This is a genomic window from Actinoalloteichus sp. AHMU CJ021 (assembly GCF_002895405.1).
Classification (GTDB): domain Bacteria; phylum Actinomycetota; class Actinomycetes; order Mycobacteriales; family Pseudonocardiaceae; genus Actinoalloteichus_B; species Actinoalloteichus_B caeruleus.
In genome coordinates this window covers 2140931-2158451 of the sequence record NZ_CP025990.1, presented here as the reverse complement: position 1 = coordinate 2158451, position 17521 = coordinate 2140931, and the positions used below count along the sequence as shown (strand labels likewise).

Here is a 17521-nt window from a genome sequence, read left to right as displayed (position 1 = left end):
CCCCGGTGCCACCGCCCCGCGCGTGGCCGACATCGGCCACGCGCGCAACCCCCACACCGCACGGCCTGTGTTGATGAGGACACCAGAAGTCAACCAGGAAGTGAGCTCATGGGCTTACCAAGATCGAGGATCGCCACCCTGGCCGCCCTGTGCCTGCTCGGCGCCGCGTTGGGACCGGCCACGGCGGCGGCGTCACCGGACCGAGCGGCGGCGGCCGCCGACCCGCCTCCGACCGGGAGCCCGAGGGACGACGTCCCCGCTCGGGTGACCCTGGTCACCGGCGACCAGGTCTTCGTGCGCCGTGACGACGACGGCCCGCTCGCGGTCACCGGGGTCCGGATGGCCGAGGGCCGGTCGGACGTCGGGTACACCCGGGTGCGGCTCGACGGTCAGGAGTACGTCTACCCGCTCGACGCGCTCCCCCTCGTCGCGGCGGACCGGATCGACGAACGGCTGTTCAACGTCTCCCTCCTCGTCGACCAGGGCTTCGACGACCTCAGGTCTCCCGACCTCTCCCTGCTCGCCACGGGCGCGGACGTGGTCGGCACCTTCGCGGAGCCGGGGGAGGGCGCCGGGGTCGCCGTGACGAGGACGGTGCCCGGCCTGGACGTCAGCGCGCTCACGGCCCCCAAGGAGGACGCGGCCGCGTTCTGGGAGGAGATCCGCGACCCGGACCCCGGCGCCACCGAGTTCGCCCACGCCTCCGGTGGGCAGAAGCTCTGGCTGAACCAGCGGCTCCGGCCCACCCTCGTCGACAGCGTCGCGCACGTGGGCGCTGCGACCGCCTGGGAGGCCGGGCACACCGGGGAAGGCGTCACCGTGGCCGTCCTCGACACCGGGTACGACCCGGAGCACCCCGACCTGGTGGGCAACGTGGCGGGGGCGGAGAACTTCGTCGACCCGGATGCCCCTCCCGGTGACGGTGTGGGGCACGGAACCCACGTCGCCGCCACCATCGCCGGGTCGGGAGCGGCCTCGGACGGCGCCTACCGGGGCGTCGCGCCCGACGCGGACCTGCTGCACGGGACGGTCTGCGACGACTACGGCTGCCCCGAGGACGCGATCCTCGCCGGGATGCGCTGGGCAGTCGACTCGGGCGCCCGGGTCGTCAACCTCAGCCTCGGAGGTGGGCCGTCCGACGGCACCGATCCGCTCGCCCAGGCCATCAACCAGCTCACCGAGGAGACCGGTGCCCTCTTCGTGGTGGCCGCGGGCAACTTCGGGCAGGACCGGGCCGTCGCCTCTCCCGGCAGCGCGGACGCCGCGTTGACCGTGGGCGCGAGCACGAAGAGCGACGAGCTCGCCGACTTCTCCAGCAGGGGCCCGCGCGTCGGGGACGCCGCCGTCAAGCCTGAGATCAGCGCGCCAGGTGAGTCGATCGGCGCGGCCAGAGCCGCCGGTACCGGTGGGTTGGACGGCCTCGACGAGCACCACGTGGCCATGTCGGGCACGTCGATGGCCGCCCCGCACGTCGCGGGGGCGGCGGCGGTGCTGGCCCAGGCGCACCCGGAGTGGGACGCGGCTGAGCTGAAGGCCGCCCTGGTCAGCACGGCTCGGGAGATCGGGGGGACCACCGTCTACGGGCAGGGGGCCGGACGGCTCGACCTGGCCAGGGCCAGCGGACAGCGGGTCCACGCCGAACCGGGTGCGGTGTCCTTCGGCTCGGTCGAGTGGCCGGTCGACGAGGAGCGGACCCCGGCGGCGGAGACCGTCGTCCTGCGCAACGGTGGTGCTGGGCCGGTCGACCTGGAGCTGGACATCGTCGGCGTGGGTGGCGAGCCGCCAGCCGGGATGTTCGGGCTCTCCTCCGACTCGGTGACCGTGCCGGCCGGCGGCGAGGTGCCCGTCGAGGTGACCGTGGACCACGCGGCCGCGGGTCCGGGCGGGACCCTGGCCAGTGCTGCCCTGGTCGCCGAGGGCGACGGGGACGTGCTGGTCCGGGTCGCGCTGGGCGCGGAGGTCACGCCGGAGACCAGCTCGCTCCGCGTCGAGGCGACCGCGTACTCGGGCCAGCCGGCCGCCCTCAGCCTGAACCTCGTCCAGAGCCGCACCACCGGGGAGGCGTGGGCGACGTATCAGGATGAGGCGGTGGCCCTCCCACCCGGTGACTACCGGGTGCTGACCCTTGCCCTCGACCTCTACACCCCGCCGGGCGGTGGGGCGGGGGCCTACTGGGACCGGGTGTTCGGCATGCGGGAGGTGAGCGTCGGCACGCGGGACGAGGTCATCCGGTTCGACGGCACCGCCGCCTCGGACGTCCGGGTCCGGGTCGAGGACCCCGCCGCTCGTCCCCTCGGCGGGATGTTCGCCGAGACCGGGATCATCTCGGAGGCCGTGGCCGATGGCGACTCCGTGCTGATGAGCTGGTCGACCAACGGCCGCGAGCACGTCCTGCCCAGCGGGCCGGCCGACGGCCTCGCGCTGTTCCACACCGCCCACTTCGGCAGCCCTGAGCTGTTGTTCTCCGTGGGAGACGAGGACGCCCTCGAACTCCAGCCGCAGATCTTCGGCCTCGGCGAGCTCCAGGAGCCGCTGAGCGCCCCGCTCGTGGACGTGGGGGACGGCGCCGAGCTCCCGGACGTCGACGGGGCGGTCGCGGTGCTGGACCTGCCGGACGCCGGGTACGACGCGCTCGCGGAACGCATCGGGGAACTCGTCGCCGCCGGGGCGAGCGCGGTGTGGACCACCGGCTACCCCGAACCCGGGTCGACCTGGGACATCCCGGTGCTGGGCGGGTACGGCGTGGAACTGTTCCAGATCCGGGAGCGCATCGCCGCCGGAGCGGACGAGGCGACCCTCACCCCGCGTGACGCGTCGGCCGCCGCCTACCTGCTGCACGACGAGGTGCGGGGCGGGCTGCCCGACGGCCACGAGTGGTCCTACACCCCGGACGATCTCGTCGAACTGGCGCTGCGGGCGCACTCCGTGCGGGACGCGGAGCACCGCACGAGCGTGGTGGCCATCCACGAGCGGGGCGACCTCGTGTTCGGCGCGGAGGCCACCGTGCCGGCGGGCACGGAACAGCGCGCCTTCGTCACCCCGGGGCCGTGGTCCTTCGAGTACTCGGTCAGCACCGACATCATGGATCCGGTCGGGGTCCACATCACCGGCACCGAGGACTACCAGCCGGGCGGCTCGTACGCGCTCGACCTGCTGCGCGGCCCGTTCGGTCCTCGCCTGACCGGAGTCGGTACCGACCCGTTCACCGGACGGGAGGTGCCCTTCGTGGCGAGGACCGGGGACAGCCTCCGGGTGAACCTCCCGATGCTCCAGGGCCAGGACACCGGCGCCCGGGGGATGGTCTTCCCGAACGACTACACGGGGGAGACCGTCCTGAGTTCGGCCGGCACCCAGGTGGGCCGCAACGACTTCCCCGGGATGGGCACCTTCCTGCTCGACCCGGAGGAACGGGAGTACCGGCTGGCGGTCAGCGCCACGCGGGACCTCCCCGGGATCGCGGTGGGCACCGAGGTGCGGAGCGAGTGGACCTTCCCCAGCGCGCGCACCGGGGACACCACGCCGCTCCCGCTCCTCGGGTTCGCCTACCGGATCCCGCTCGACCTGGAGAACGCCGCACCGGCCGGCGCCGAGTTCACCTTCGGCCTCGGCGTCCACCGGCAGGAGGGGTCGGACGGGGAGGGCACGGTCGGAACGCCGTCCGTCGAGTACTCGGCGGACGGCGGGGAGACCTGGTCGGCGGCCCTGGTCGAGGCAGACGGCCCCGAATGGCTGGTCAGCCTCCGGAATCCCGGATCGGGCGTGGTCGCCCTGCGCACCACGGCCAGCGACGGGGGCGTGACGTACACGGAGACCCTGCCTGACGCGTACCGGCTGCGCTGAGCCGGTGCCCCCGCCCGCCGCGCCCTCGGCGGGCGGGGGTGCGTCGGCTGCCCGCCGCGATCAGCGTCGCCGGGACTCCTCGGCCAGCGCGGCGACGCGGCCGAGCCGGTCGACCCACCACCGCGCCGTGGACGCGTCGGCCCAGGGGAACCCGGCGTCCGCTGGTCCCACCTCCGGGGAAGCGCGGGGCACCGGCAGCCACCCGCCGGCCGGGACGGGGCCGTTCGAGGTGACGTCCGAGGTCAGCAGGGAGCCGGTGCCGAGCCCGCAGGCGAAGTCCAGCTCGGGGAGCGCGCCAGCCAGCGCGACCCCGGCGGACAGGCCAACGCCGCTCTCCAGGGCGGAGGACACCACGCAGGGCAGTCCGCAGGCCTCCGCCACCGCGAGCGCCGCCCGCACGCCGCCCAGCGGGGCGACCTTGAGCACCGCCACGTCGGCGGCACCGGCCACCGCCACCGCGAGCGGGTCGGCCGCCCGGCGGATCGACTCGTCCGCCGCGATCCGCACCCCCCGCTCCACGACCCGACCGCGCACCTCGGCGAGCTCCGAGACGGTGCGGCACGGCTGTTCCACGTACTCCAGGCCGCCGGCCGCGCGGTCGAGGACGGCGATGGCCCCGACGGCCGCGTCGACCTCCCAGGCGGCGTTGGCGTCCACCCTGATCGCTCCCGCCGGCCCCAGGGCGTCGCGCACCGCCGCCAGCCGGTCCGCGTCCTCGGCGAGGGACGACCGGGGGTCGGCGACCTTGACCTTCGCCGTCCGGCACCCGGAGGCCCGGACCAGCCGGTGCGCCTCCGCCGGGGGCACCACCGGAACCGTGCAGTTGACGGGCACCCGCTCGCGCAGCGGCCCCGGCCACCCCGAGGTGGCCGCCTCGACCGCGCTGAGCAGCCACGGGACGCACTCCTCGTCCCCGTATTCCCGGAAGGGGGAGAACTCGCCCCAACCGGCGGGGCCGCGCAGCAGGACGCCCTCGCGGACCGTGATGTCCCGGAACCGGGTCCGCATCGGGATGGCGTAGACCCTGGCCAGCAGGTCGTCGACGGCACCAGGAACGCGGACGGCCGTGCCGCCGGTCGTCACCCCACCTCCGGCAGCGCCGGGCCGAGCAGGTCGTCGGCGTCCACGATCCGGTAGGCGTAGCCCTGTTCGGCGAGGAACCGCTGCCGGTGCGCCGCGTAGTCGGTGTCCAGGGTGTCCCGGCTGACCACGGAGTAGAAGTGCGCCTGCCGCCCGTCACCCTTCGGTCGCATCACCCGGCCGAGGCGTTGCGCCTCCTCCTGCCTCGACCCGAAGGTCCCCGACACCTGCACCGCGATGCTCGCCTCGGGCAGGTCGATGGAGAAGTTGGCGACCTTGGACACCACCAGCGTGCGCAACTCGCCACGACGGAAGGCGTCGAACAACGCCTCCCGCTCCTTGTTCTTGGTCGCGCCCTGGATGACGGGGGCGTCCAGGGCGGCTCCCAGTTCCTCCAGCTGGTCGAGGTAGGCGCCGATCACCAGGGCGGGCTCGGTGCCGTGCCGGTCGAGGATCGCCCTGACCACCGGGATCTTGGTGGCGGCGGTGGAGCACACCCGGTACCGCTCCTCGGCCTCCGCCGTCGCGTAGGTCAACCGTTCCGACTCGGTCAACGTCACCCGCACCTCGGTGCAGTCCGCCGGCGCGATCCAGCCCTGCGACTCGATGTCCTTCCACGGCGCGTCGTAGCGCTTCGGTCCGATCAGGGAGAACACGTCGCCCTCCCGCCCGTCCTCGCGGACCAGGGTGGCGGTCAGTCCGAGGCGACGGCGGGACTGGAGGTCGGCGGTCATCCGGAACACCGGAGCCGGCAGCAGGTGCACCTCGTCGTAGACGATCAGGCCCCAGTCCCGGGAGTCGAACAGCTCCAGGTGCCGGTACTCGCCCTTGCTCCTCCGGGTGATCACCTGGTACGTGGCGATGGTGACCGGTCGGATCTCCTTGCGTTCCCCCGAGTACTCGCCGATCTCCTCCTCGGTCAGGGAGGTGCGGGCGATCAGTTCACGCTTCCACTGCCTCCCGGCGACCGTGTTGGTGACGAGGATGAGGGTGGTCGACTTCGCCCGGTCCATCGCGGCCGCTCCGACCAGGGTCTTGCCAGCCCCGCACGGCAACACCACCACGCCCGAGCCGCCCGCCCAGAAGGCGTCCGCGGCCTGCCGCTGGTAGTCGCGCAGCTCCCAGCCGTCCTCCTCCAGGGTGATGGGATGCGCCTCCCCGTCGACGTAGCCGGCGAGGTCCTCCGCCGGCCACCCGACACCGAGCAGCACCTGCTTGAGCCGGCCGCGCTCACTCGGGTGCACCACGACGGTGTCATCGTCGATGCGGGCCCCGAGCATCGGCGCGATCTTCTTGTTCCGCCGCACCTCCTCCAGCACGGCGCGGTCGAAGGAGACCAGCACCAGCCCGTGCACCGGGCTGTTCGTGAGCTGGAGCCGGCCGAACCGGCCCATCGTGTCGACGACGTCGACCAGCAGCGGCTGCGGGACCGGGTACCGCGAGAAGCGGACCAGGACGTCGACCACCTGCTCGGCGTCGTGTCCCGCCGCCCTGGCGTTCCACAGCGCGAGCGGGGTGATCCGGTAGGTGTGCACGTGCTCGGGGGCACGTTCGAGTTCGGCGAACGGCGCGATCGCCAGTCTGGCCTCCTGCGCCTGCTCGTGGTCGACCTCGAGCAGCAGCGTCTTGTCGGACTGGACGATCAGTGGACCATCGGTCACGGATTCAGCGCTCCTTCCGCTGGCTGGGCCGTCCACCAGTGTCCCACCGGCGGAGGGGTGCTCGGGCCGGGTGAGGGCGCGGGCCGGTGGGCGGGACGTGGCGAGGGGTGACCGGGTCGCGCGCTCGGGGAGGACGCGGAACGGGGCGCCCCGGCGGTGCCGGGACGCCCCGTTCGGGCCGACGACGGGTTCAGCGCGGTCGCTGGACGGTGACGCCGCGCTTCTTCTTGGTCTTCATGTGCTTCTTGCGGCCCTTGCCGCCGGCGCCGTTGCGGCGGTTCTTCGGGGCCGTCACGGTCCGCTGGCCCTTCGGGGTCCCACCATCGGCGACGTGGACGCCCTGGTCGCCCGTCCCGGCTGCCTCCGAGGTCACCTGGGGCGCGGAGCGCGTGGCCGGCTCCTTGCCGTGCAGCAGCCGGGCCACCTCGCTCCGGAGGGAGACGAACGCGTCGGACTCGCGGGTGGTGATCTGGTCCCGCACCGGGGGCAGGTCGACGGGCAGCTCGGCCACCACCGTCGCGGGGGGCTTGGACAGCACCAGCACCCGGTCTCCCAGGTACACGCTCTCGTCGATGTCGTGGGTGACCAGGAGCACCGTGGCGTTCAGCTCACGCCGGACCCGCAGCAGCAGGTCCTCCAGCTCGAAGCGGGTCTGGGCGTCCACGGAGGCGAACGGTTCGTCCATCAGCAGCAGGGAGGGCCGGCAGGCCAGCGCCCGCGCGATCGACACCCGCTGCTGCATCCCACCCGACAGCTGCCAGGGGTACTTCTTGCCGGCCTTGCCGAGGCCCACCCACTCCAGGGCCTCGGCGGCCCGGCTGGCCCGGTCGTCGGCGGACACCCCGCGTGAGCGCAGGGGGAACTCGACGTTGTCCCGCACGGTGAGCCAGGGGAAGAGCGAGCGGCTGTAGTCCTGGAACACCACGGCCAGGTCCTCCGGCACCCCGGCGACGGTCTCGCCCTTGAGCCGGACGGTCCCGCCGGTGGGGGTGTGCAGGCCGGCGATGGCCCGCAGGAGGGTGGACTTCCCGCAGCCGGACGGGCCGACGATGCAGGTCAGCTCCCCGGTCTCCACGGTGAAGGACAGGTCGGAGATCGCCGTGTAGGCCGTGTCACCCGATCCGTAGGTGTGGCCGAGGTCGGAGACCTCCAGCATGGTCGTCATCGTCATCCTCCTGCCTTGGCCGTCGCGGGGGCGGCCTCACGCTTGGGTTGCCAGCCGAGCATCCGCCGCTCCAGCGCGAGCAGCGCGTTGTTGAGCAGGTAGCCGAGCGCCCCGAGCAGCACCAACCAGGCCCACATCGTGTCGAAGGAGAAGGTGTTCTGCGACAGCTGGATGCGGTAGCCGATGCCGTGGTTGGACGAGACGAGCTCGGACATCACCATGAGGATCAGCGAGATGGCCAGGCTGGTCCGCAGCCCGGCGAAGATCTTGGGCAGGGCCGCCGGGAAGACGACCATCCTGATCCACTCGGTCCGGGAGATCCGGAAGGACCGCGCGGTGTCGGTCTTGACCCGGTCGACGGACCGGGCGCCGTCCACGCTGTTGAGCAGGACCGGCCACAGCGCGCCGAAGACGATGGTGGCGATCTGCATCTGGGCGCCGATGCCGAAGGCGACCATGAACACGGGGATCAGCGCCGGGGGCGGTACGGACCGCAGGAACGTCACCAGCGGGTTCAGGTACTCGTAGGCGATCCTGGACCGGCCGAGCGCGAGCCCGAGCGAGATGCCCACCACCGCGGTGATCAACCAGCCGCCCAGCGCCCTGGCGAGGCTGGGCAGGATGTCCTCGTAGACGGTGTCGGCGAGGAAGAGCTGGGTGGGCTCGGCCACGAACCACAGCTCGGCGCAGAACTGGACGATCTTCGACGGGGGTGGGAAGAAGACGCTGTCGGAGATGCGGGTGACGATCTCCCACACGACCACCGCGCCGGCGAACACGAGCCAGCGTTCGAGGAAGCCGAGGGCCCGGCGTCGCGGTTGCTCGCTCATCGGGCCTCCTGGGCGATCTCGTTCCAGCCGAAGAGCCGCCGTTGCAGCCATTCGAGCCCGTAGTTGCTGAGCAGACCGATGACCCCGGCGACCAGCGTGCCGGCGAGCACCAGGTCCATCTGCCGGATGCCCTGGCTGACGCCGAGCATCCAGTACCCGATGCCGGCGGTGCCGCCGCCTCGGAGTTCGACGCTGATCACCAGGATCAGGGCGATGGACGCGGAGATGCGGACTCCGGTGAAGATGAAGGGCAGGGCGTTGGGCAGTGCCACCCTGGTCATGATCGCCGCTCGGCCGAGGCCGAAGGAGCGGGCGGTCTCGACGTACATCGGTTCGAGTTCGTCGAGCGCGTAGATGGTGTTGAACAGGATCGGCCAGAGCGCGCCGAAGACGGCCAGGCTGATCTTGGTTTCGGGGCCGTTGCCGATGAGCACGATCAGCAGCGGGATCAGGGCCACCGGTGGCACCGGCCGGATGAACTCGACCAGCACCTTGGTGGCCCGCCGGACGGCGGGGTAGCTGCCGAGCAGCAGGCCGAGGGGGACGGCGATCCCGGTGGCGACGGCGAGGGCGATCAGCCAGGCGAGGACGGTCGCGATGATCTCGCGGAGGAACTCCTCGGTCGCCAGGAGTTCTCCCAACCGCGCGAAGACCATCGAGACCGGGGGGAAGAGGTTCTGCGGCGCGAACCCGGCGTGCCCGGCGGCCTCCCAGAGGAGGAGGAAGCCGGCCACGCCGATCGCGCCCCTGAGCGCTGAACGCATGAGGTGTCAGTCCGTCGTGGTGTGATCAGTGAACGGCGATCAGTCCTCGGGGAGCGGGACGATCATGTCCTCCACGTCGATCGGCTCCTCGATGAAGGAGAACTGCGACATGAGGGTGGCCACCCGCTGGATGCGCTCGGCCTCCAGGGTGGTCGGGAAGGCGCCGAAGTTCAGGACGGAGACGATGTCCTCCTCGATGCCGGCGACCTCGGGCAGGATCTGCTCCAGCTCGCCCTGGTCCACCAGCGCTTCGGAGGCCCGCACCAGCGCGCGCTGGAACGCGGCCACGGTCCTCGGGTTCTCCTCCGCGAAGTCCGCGCTGACCACGTACCCGCCCAGTGGCCACTCGGCGGTCGGTCCTTCCGCGGCGTCCAGGACCTTGAACGCCCCGTACTCCATCGCGGCCTGGGTCAGGAACGGTTCCGGGAGGAGGGCGGCCTTGATGTCGCCGTTGGCCAGGGCCGTGGGCAGGTCGGGCATGGCCATCTGCTGCCAGTTGACGTCGTCGTAGGCGACGTCGACGCCGTTGGAGGTCATGGCGGAGATGGAGAGCAGGTCGGCGAGGCTGCGTTCGGCGTTGATGCCGATGCTGACGTCGGCGAGGTCCTCGGGCGTCTCGACCCCGGAGTCGGGCACCGTCATGATCGCCACGTTGTCCTCGAGGGCGGTGTATGCGTCCCCGACGATCTTGAGGTCGGCGATGCCGGAGGCCTGCGCGGCCATGAAGGCGACGTGGCTGCCGTAGGTGAAGTCGAGCGATCCCCCCGCGAGCGAGGCGATCGCCTCGGCGCCGCTGGTGGTGCGCTCCGTGGTGACGTTCAGGCCCTCGTCGGCGAAGTAGCCGTTCTCGTCGGCGTAGAAGATGGGCGCCACGTCGATGATCGGGTTGTAACCGATCGTGATGTCCGACTTCTCAACCTGGCCCCCGCCCTCGGCGGCGCTCTCGTCCGCTCCGCTGGACCCGTCGAGCAGGCCGCAGCCGCTCAGCAGGGCAGTCAACGAGAGAGCGGTGCCCACCGCGGCCACCCGTACGGGCCGCGACGTGGGCGCCGTCCACCGGTTCGGTCGAACCATGTGATGCTCCTTGATGATGTGAGAGGACTTCGGCGAAAGTGGCGATTCGCCTGGCCGGCCGGGCGACAAGCGTCAGAGGCGTCACTATCCGTGCTCGGTTGATCGCCATTAGATCACTCGATTACTTCGCTTAGGTGAGCGAACGATCCCGTTTTGCGCTACTTCAAGTAACTTTCTGATCAACTTGCCAAATCGATAGTCCGACTGGTGGTACCCGCACTGCTCGAATGTCGGAGTGGTGCTTGCTCGGTCGCGGGGCGTGGTCGACGTCCGGGGGTGGATCTCCGGAGCGCGCTGACGTCGTGCCGTGGCCGAGGGGTGAGCGGATCGCGATCTTCCCGCATGTCGGAGTGGCCGACGCCACTGCCGCCCCGGTGTCCGAAGTAGAGTGCGGGGACCGAGGGTCGCCGTCGCTCCGGTCGGGAGGTGACACCGCTCGCCCGGGCGGCGAGGGCCGGTGGTCCGGCGTGCCGGCGGGCCGTTCGCCGCCGGGTCGGCGTCGCGATGCGGACATGGCCTCATCTCTGGGAGTGTGCTCGCCTTGGCAAGACACGAGACACCCTAAACGGGGGCATTACTGGAAACAACCGGTAGTTTTTGAGACGATGCCAACCCAATTGGGTGGTCTATCGGGGGATGTCCGGCGTGGCGACTTGCGCTGCGTGAGTATAGTGGCGCGGCGACGCTCGTTGCCTTCACGAACATGACGGGGCCGAGGCGTCGCGAGTCGATCAGGGAGTGGGATGGCAGGGGTCCGGCCGCTTCGGCTGCGCGCAGCGGGAGGGCCAGGGGCTCCGGCGCAGCCGCGGGGCCGACCGGTCGCGGTGCGGGGGCCGTGGCACTCCTGCCAGCGGCACCGAGGCTGCTCCCGGATCCCGGAACTCGTCGACGCTCGACTCCGCTCCCTCTGTCACCCCGAGTTGGAGGATTAACTAGCCGTGCCAGGTCAGAAGGCGTCCTCCGGGATTGATGCCGCCGCTGACGCCGACGAGGCGCGCGGTGCGGAAAGCGACGGCCGCCCCAGTGCGGTCGGTCAGCAGGGCGCAGCGCGCGACTCCGGCGTCGAGCCAGCCGAGGACAACGCGAACGAGGTCGCGTTGTCCCCGAAGCGCAGTGGCCGCTGGCGGCTCCAGAACTGGAAGGTCCGCAACAAGCTGATCGTCATCCTGCTGGTACCCACCCTCGCGGCGGTGGTGCTCGGCGGGTTCCGAGTCCTCGACCAGCTGCGCGCCGCAGACACCTACGCGTTGGTCGTGCGCAGCGTCGAACTGTCCCAGCGGATCACCGGTCTCGCCCACGAACTCCAGCGTGAACGCGACCTGGCCGCCGTCTACATCGCCAGCGGCCGGGAGCGCAACGACGAGTCGCTCACCGAGGTCATGGGGCAGGTCGACTCCGCCGTCGCGAGCTTCGACAGCGCCGCCGGCGTGCTGGCCACCGACACCGCCTCGGTGCAGTCCGCCCTCGACCGGGCCCAGTACCGCCTGGGCACGCTGGGCGTCCTGCGGGAACGGGCGGTGCTGGGCTCCCAGTACCCGCACGTGGCCGTCATCACCACCTACACCAGCATGATCGACACGCTGTTGCAGCTCAACCGGGAGCTCGCGGCGAGCGCGGCCGACACCGAGGTCAGCTCCACCTTCCGTGGGACCGAGGCGGTCGCCAGGGCCAAGGAACAGATCGCCATCCAGCGGTCGGTGCTGCTCACCGCCGCGCAGGAGGGTTCCTTCGTCACCGGGCAGACCGACGTGGTCTCCCGGGCCAGCGCCCAGTACGCGGCGGCGCTCACCGAGTTCCAGAACACCGCCTCGGTGTCGGAGGCGAACTTCTACGCCGACACCGTCACCGGTCCGGAGGTCGACCTGAGGAGCCGCCTGCTCCAGCAGGCACTGGCCAGGTCGGGCGGTGAGGGGGGCCTCGGCATCCCCGTCGCCGAGTGGAACCAGGCCGCCGCCACCACGCTCGACCTGATGCGCCAGGTGGAGGACGGCCTCCAGGGGCAGCTGCACGGCGAGGCCGAGCGGTTGGCCGGCGACGTCCGCACCGCCGCCTACCGCGACGCCGGTCTGGTGCTCGGCACCCTGGTGCTCGCGCTGGTCCTGATGACCGTCGTCCTCCGGTCGATGCTGAGCCCGCTGCGGACGCTGCGGACGACCGCGCTGGACGTGGCCCACGAGCGCCTGCCGGCGGTCATCGCCCAGATGCGGGACACCGACAACGAGATCCCGAAGGTCTCCGTGCCCGCCGTGGACGTGCACACCCGCGAGGAGATCGGTCAGCTGGCCCGCGCGTTCGACGCGGTGCACAACCAGGCGGTCCGGCTGGCCGGTGAGCAGGCCCTGCTCCGGGCGAACGTCAACGCGATGTTCGTCAACCTCTCCCGCCGCAGCCAGACCCTCGTGGAGCGGCAGCTGGGCCTGATCGACCGGCTGGAGCGCGACGAGCAGGACCCGGACCAGCTGGCGAACCTCTTCGAGCTGGACCACCTCGCGACCCGTATGCGCCGCAACAGCGAGAACCTGCTGGTCCTCGCCGGCACCGACACCACCCGGCGGATGGCCAAGCCGGTCCCGGTCGGCGACATCCTGGGCGCGGCGGTCTCCGAGGTCGAGCAGTACGCCAGGGTCACCGTCTCCAGCACGCCCGAACTGCTCGTGCAGGGCCGTGCCGTCAACGACCTCGTCCACCTCATCGCCGAGCTGCTGGACAACGCGACCGCGCTGTCCGACCCGAGCACGAAGGTGACGGTGCGCACGGCGCACAGCCGCAAGAACGAGCTGATCATCGAGATCACCGACCGCGGTGTCGGTATGCCGGACGAGGAGCTCTCGGCGGTCAACGAGCGGCTGGCCAACCCGCCGCGCGTCGACGTCGGGGTCTCCCGGCGGATGGGTCTGTACGTGGTCGCCCAGCTCGCCAAGCGGCACGAGATCCGCGTCCGGCTGCGCAGCGAGTACCTGGAGGGCGGCATCATCGCCCTCGTCGTCGTGCCAGCCGCGCTGGTCGTCCGGCCGTCCTCGGTGCGGGGAACCGCCGCCGGTGCGCTCGCCCCGCCGCCCGGTCCGGCCCAGCCGCCCGCCGCGGTGGTCAGCCAGGGTGGTGCCGCCGACCCGGCTTCGGTGCCAGCGCTCCCGCCCGGCGGCGACGCCGAGGACGAGTACGAGTACTACGACGAGATGGAGGAGCCGGCGTCGCCGGCGCTGAACAACCTCGACAGCGGGGTGTTCGACGCCAGCGCGGTGCAGGACGCCGGCACCACGGCCACCGCCAGCACCAGCTCCTTCTTCTCCCCGGCTCCGGAGAACCAGGCGGCCGAGCAGCCGGCGCCGGCTCGCCGCCCCGACCGCGGCGCCGACTTCGCCAACCGGCTGTCGGGCGCCCGCCCGGTCGGGCCGGAGGACACCGCCCACTTTAGCCCGACGGACGTCGACGACGCCCAGGGCAGGGCCGAGGAGCCCGAGGGCGCGGACGACGACTGGGCCGACGCCCAGGAGGCGCTGGGGGCATCCCAGGAGGCGCCGGCCGCCCCGCCGGCCAGGCCGGTCGACCGCCCCGCGCGGCAGGCGGCCCAGGCCGGGAAGCGGCAGGCGCCCGAGGAGGAGAGGGACCCGAACGCGGACCTCGACGCCCCCACCGAGCGGCTGCCCATCTACGAGGAGGTGCTGTCGCAGTGGTTCCAGCCGGAGGACCCGGACGCCGCTGACGACCAGCCCGCCGAGGAACCCGCCCCCGCCCCGCAGGCGCAGGCGCGGCAGCCCGCTCCCCGGCCGGCCGCCGGCAGGGACCAGGCCGCACCGTCCGGCAACGACCACCGTGGTCCTCGGCCGCTGCCCAAGCGGCCGGACCGGTCCGCGCCGACGGAGATCGTGCGACGGCCACGCCCCGCCGACCGGCCCGCCACCAGGGAGCCGGAGCGCCCCCAGGAGACGCCCCCGCCCGCACCACCGGTCGCCGAGAGCGCTCAACCGGAGTCGACCGGTCAGCACAGCTGGCGTTCGGCCGGCGACGAGGGGTGGGAGGCCGCCAAGACCGTGCTCAACCAGAGCCCGGAGGACACGACGACGGCGGGGCTGCCCAAGCGGGTGCCCAAGGCCCAGCTGATGCCGGGCTCGATCGCTCCGAAGAAGGACAAGTCCAAGACCCCACCGAGGGTCAAGCCGTCCGAGCAGTCCCCGAGGAGCACCGCTTCTGGAACGGCACCCGCCCCCGCGTCGACCGGGCAAGAGCGCTTCGGCCCCGTTCGCTCGGCCGACTCGATCAGAGGCAGGATGTCCAACTTCCAGCAGGGACTGCGGCGTGGCAGGCACCATAGGGTCGAGACCCTGGTGAACACCGGCCCGTCCGCAGCACAATCACACCAGTCCACCGGCCGTCACGACGAGGAGCAGGAGTGACCGCTTCCGCCCAGCAACCAGGCAGCTTCGGTTGGTTGATCACTGATTTCGTACGGCGTGTCCCCGGCGTCGCCCACGCGGTGGTCGTCTCCGCGGACGGCCTCCTACTCGCGGGTTCACACGGCCTGCCCCGGGACCGGGCCGAGCAGCTCTCCGCGGTTGCCTCCGGCCTGATCAGCCTCACCCAGGGCGCCGCCCGGGTCTTCGACGCCGGTGAGGTGGCGCAGACCGTGGTGGAGATGGAACAGGGCTTCCTGTTCCTGATGTCCATCAGTGACGGCTCCTGTTTGGCTGTCCTGGCGGCACCGAACTGTGATATCGGTTTGGTGGCCTACGAGATGACATTGCTCGTCGAGCGGGTCGGGGCCCAGCTCACGCCAGAGCTACGAGCCCAGTTGCAAGGTGCTACCCGCAGGTGACCTCGCAGGTGAACTTACGGAGTGATCGGTGATGACCACTGACCCTGGTTCCGGTGACGGACGTGCTGGCGACTGGGCCAGCCGCCTCGACCTCGATGGCTTCTACGGACGATCCCATCACCGGGACCGGGCCGAGCGGCACCACCGGGACGAAGACGTCGACTACCTCGTCGGAGACCCGGACCGCGCGCTCTTCGGTGGACCTGGCGCCGATCTGCTCGGCACGAGCATGTCCGACAACTATTCCGACGGTTACGCCGGGGAGTACGCCGACCGCGGCTACTCCGACGGCTACCAGGCCCCGCCACCGGTCGACGAGACCGAGCAGAGCTGGCCGGAGTACGAGCACGACGACGAGGAGAGCCGGGATCCGCTGGTGGAGACCGGTTCCCTCGTCCGCCCCTACGCCAGGACGGGCGGGCGGACCCGCCCCGATTATGATCTTCCCATCGAGGCGTTGGTCTCCACCAGCGATCGTGGCCGCGAGCAGCGGACCGCGGCGCTGGCCGAGCACCGGTCGATCTGCGGTCTGTGCACCGAGACCCGGTCGGTGGCGGAGATCGCCGCGCACCTCCGGTTGCCACTGGGCGTGGTCCGGGTGCTGATCGGCGACATGGCGAGTCTGGGGCTGGTCCTCGTGCACAACAGCGGCCTGGTGACGGGTGACGGGCCGTCTCTCGCGTTCCTGGAAAGGGTGTTAAGTGGGCTTCGCAGGCTTTGATCCCCAGCGGAATGCGGAACAGAAGCAGGCGACCACATCCACGAAGATCGTCGTGGCCGGAGGGTTCGGCGTCGGCAAGACGACCTTCGTGGGCTCGGTCTCCGAAATCGTGCCGCTGACCACTGAAGCTGTCATGACGGAAGCCAGCGTGGGGGTCGACGACCTGACCGCGACGCCGGGGAAGGTGACCACCACGGTCGCCATGGACTTCGGCCGGGTCTCGCTGGACAGCGACCTGATCCTGTACCTGTTCGGCACGCCCGGCCAGCACAGGTTCTGGTTCATGTGGGACGACCTCGTGAAGGGCGCCATCGGCGCGATCGTGTTGGTCGACACCCGCCGGCTCGCCGACGCGTTCGCCTCAATCGACTTCTTCGACGACCGGGAGCTGCCCTACGTGGTGGCGGTGAACTGCTTCGACGGCATGTTGCACCACCGGATCGAGGATGTGCGCGAGGCGCTCACGATCGACGAGAACGTGCCGATCGTGACGTGTGACGCGCGCAACCGCGACTCGACGAAGCAGGCGCTGATCACGCTGGTCGAGCACGCGATGCGGCAGCGGCTGGCCGTGCACAGCGGCAGCTGAGGCACACCGGTGGCCGTGGCGGGTGCCGCCGGCGGCCATCGTTCCGGCAGTCCGGGTGGGGCCGCTGCCGGCTGAGAAGAGAGGTGGACCCGGGCCAGGAGGGAGTCGTCGGGGGCTCCCGGTCCGGGCCGATGGGCGGAAGCGGCACGAGTCCGACCGCGGACGCGGTGCCACCGCCGCGCCAGCAGCCACCACCGGGGCGGACCCTCCGGGCCCCGGATCGGAACACCGCCGGGCGCGACCGGTCGAACTCGACCGAGGATCAGGACGGCAGCCGGTACCGGAGCAGCACCACGTCGCCGACCGGGCGAGCCTCCACCAGGGTCATGCGTCGGTTCGACGTCCAGGGGAACTCGCCGTCGCCGACGAGGCGCGGAGCCCGGCGGTCCCCCACGAAGAACGGCGCGACGACCAGGTGGAGTTCGTCGACCAGCCCGGTCGTGAGGAACCAGGTGTGGATCGCCGTGCCCCCCTCGACCAGCAGACGGCGCACCCCCCGCCCCGCGAGGTCGGCGAGGACCCAGGCCAGGTCGACCCGGGGCCCCGCGTCGACCACGACGGCCCGACCACCGACGTCCCGACCCAACACGCCGGCGGCCTGGTGGGGCGCGTAGACGAGCTTCTCCACCGTCCCCTCGGTGAAGAAGGCCGCTCCGGGGTCGAGATCTCCGCTGGTGGTCAGCGTGACCTTGGTCGGCGAGGGCGGAACTCCCCTCGCCACGCGCGCCCGCCGCCGGTCCTCGGACCGCACGAGGAGTCGCGGGTCGTCCCGGCGGATGGTGTTGGCGCCCACGAGGATGGCGTCACAGCCCGCGCGCACCTCGTCCACCCGGTCGAAGTCGGCCTCCCCGGAGAGCAGCAGCCGGTCGGGCGAGGCGTCGTCGATGTGACCGTCCACGGACATCGCGCAGCTCACCAGGACATACGGCCGGTCCTCACCCATCGCGTTCCTCCTCGTTCGCCGCCCACCGTGGGCACGGCGTC

12 protein-coding genes are annotated in these 17521 nt (G+C 71.8%); 5 read left to right on the top strand and 7 right to left on the bottom strand.

The genetic code is table 11. The features are described from left to right. Positions 1 to 108: 108 nt before the first annotated feature. Entirely contained in the window at positions 109 to 3840 is a 3732-nt protein-coding gene (locus C1701_RS08985) for a S8 family serine peptidase (RefSeq protein WP_103055797.1), read from the top strand. 60 nt (positions 3841 to 3900) lie between these two features. On the opposite strand, the gene C1701_RS08980 is transcribed toward C1701_RS08985, so the two are convergent. From C1701_RS08980 to C1701_RS08955, 6 genes are all read right to left on the bottom strand, one after another. Then, entirely contained in the window at positions 3901 to 4848 is a 948-nt protein-coding gene (locus tag C1701_RS08980; protein WP_103057006.1) for an o-succinylbenzoate synthase, read from the bottom strand. A 71-nt stretch (positions 4849 to 4919) separates the two neighbouring features. Continuing rightward, complete coding sequence (locus C1701_RS08975) at positions 4920 to 6581, bottom strand: DNA repair helicase XPB (protein ID WP_030105169.1); 1662 nt, start codon at positions 6579 to 6581, stop codon at positions 4920 to 4922. 190 nt (positions 6582 to 6771) lie between these two features. Further along, the gene (locus C1701_RS08970; protein ID WP_030105170.1) at positions 6772 to 7746 is read right to left on the bottom strand and encodes an ABC transporter ATP-binding protein; all 975 of its coding nucleotides are present in this window, start codon (positions 7744 to 7746) and stop codon (positions 6772 to 6774) included. Between the two features lie 2 nt (positions 7747 to 7748). Next, the gene (locus tag C1701_RS08965) at positions 7749 to 8576 is read right to left on the bottom strand and encodes an ABC transporter permease (RefSeq protein WP_026417536.1); all 828 of its coding nucleotides are present in this window, start codon (positions 8574 to 8576) and stop codon (positions 7749 to 7751) included. Next, positions 8573 to 9340 carry an ABC transporter permease gene (locus tag C1701_RS08960; RefSeq protein ID WP_026417535.1) on the bottom strand — a complete coding sequence of 256 codons (768 nt, stop codon included), beginning with the start codon at positions 9338 to 9340 and terminating at the stop codon, positions 8573 to 8575. The genes C1701_RS08965 and C1701_RS08960 overlap by 4 nt, the downstream gene beginning before the upstream one ends. A 39-nt stretch (positions 9341 to 9379) precedes the next feature. Next, complete coding sequence (locus C1701_RS08955) at positions 9380 to 10414, bottom strand: ABC transporter substrate-binding protein (RefSeq protein ID WP_026417534.1); 1035 nt, start codon at positions 10412 to 10414, stop codon at positions 9380 to 9382. A 938-nt stretch (positions 10415 to 11352) separates the two neighbouring features. On the opposite strand from C1701_RS08955, the gene C1701_RS08950 reads away from it, so the two are divergent. Genes C1701_RS08950 through C1701_RS08935 form a run of 4 tightly spaced genes read left to right on the top strand, consistent with a single transcriptional unit; the run spans position 11353 to position 16537 of the window. Beyond that, entirely contained in the window at positions 11353 to 14808 is a 3456-nt protein-coding gene (locus C1701_RS08950) for a sensor histidine kinase (RefSeq protein ID WP_051313383.1), read from the top strand. Continuing rightward, complete coding sequence (locus tag C1701_RS08945; protein ID WP_026417533.1) at positions 14805 to 15227, top strand: roadblock/LC7 domain-containing protein; 423 nt, start codon at positions 14805 to 14807, stop codon at positions 15225 to 15227. The genes C1701_RS08950 and C1701_RS08945 overlap by 4 nt, the downstream gene beginning before the upstream one ends. 31 nt (positions 15228 to 15258) lie before the next feature. After that, complete coding sequence (locus tag C1701_RS08940) at positions 15259 to 15948, top strand: DUF742 domain-containing protein (RefSeq protein ID WP_103055796.1); 690 nt, start codon at positions 15259 to 15261, stop codon at positions 15946 to 15948. Then, complete coding sequence (locus tag C1701_RS08935) at positions 15929 to 16537, top strand: GTP-binding protein (RefSeq protein ID WP_026066338.1); 609 nt, start codon at positions 15929 to 15931, stop codon at positions 16535 to 16537. The genes C1701_RS08940 and C1701_RS08935 overlap by 20 nt, the downstream gene beginning before the upstream one ends. Positions 16538 to 16799: 262 nt before the next feature. On the opposite strand, the gene C1701_RS08930 is transcribed toward C1701_RS08935, so the two are convergent. Next, complete coding sequence (locus tag C1701_RS08930; RefSeq protein WP_030105176.1) at positions 16800 to 17480, bottom strand: RibD family protein; 681 nt, start codon at positions 17478 to 17480, stop codon at positions 16800 to 16802. Positions 17481 to 17521 lie beyond the last annotated feature (41 nt).

What these genes read in the sequence shown, in the direction of transcription:
- C1701_RS08930 (WP_030105176.1), bottom strand. Translation starts at nt 17,480, where the DNA reads ATGGGTGAGGACCGGCCGTATGTCCTGGTGAGCTGCGCGATGTCCGTG.
- C1701_RS08940 (WP_103055796.1), top strand. Translation starts at nt 15,259, where the DNA reads ATGACCACTGACCCTGGTTCCGGTGACGGACGTGCTGGCGACTGGGCC.
- C1701_RS08955 (WP_026417534.1), bottom strand. Translation starts at nt 10,414, where the DNA reads ATGGTTCGACCGAACCGGTGGACGGCGCCCACGTCGCGGCCCGTACGG.
- C1701_RS08985 (WP_103055797.1), top strand. Translation starts at nt 109, where the DNA reads ATGGGCTTACCAAGATCGAGGATCGCCACCCTGGCCGCCCTGTGCCTG.
- C1701_RS08970 (WP_030105170.1), bottom strand. Translation starts at nt 7,746, where the DNA reads ATGACGACCATGCTGGAGGTCTCCGACCTCGGCCACACCTACGGATCG.
- C1701_RS08980 (WP_103057006.1), bottom strand. Translation starts at nt 4,848, where the DNA reads ATGCGGACCCGGTTCCGGGACATCACGGTCCGCGAGGGCGTCCTGCTG.
- C1701_RS08960 (WP_026417535.1), bottom strand. Translation starts at nt 9,340, where the DNA reads ATGCGTTCAGCGCTCAGGGGCGCGATCGGCGTGGCCGGCTTCCTCCTC.
- C1701_RS08965 (WP_026417536.1), bottom strand. Translation starts at nt 8,576, where the DNA reads ATGAGCGAGCAACCGCGACGCCGGGCCCTCGGCTTCCTCGAACGCTGG.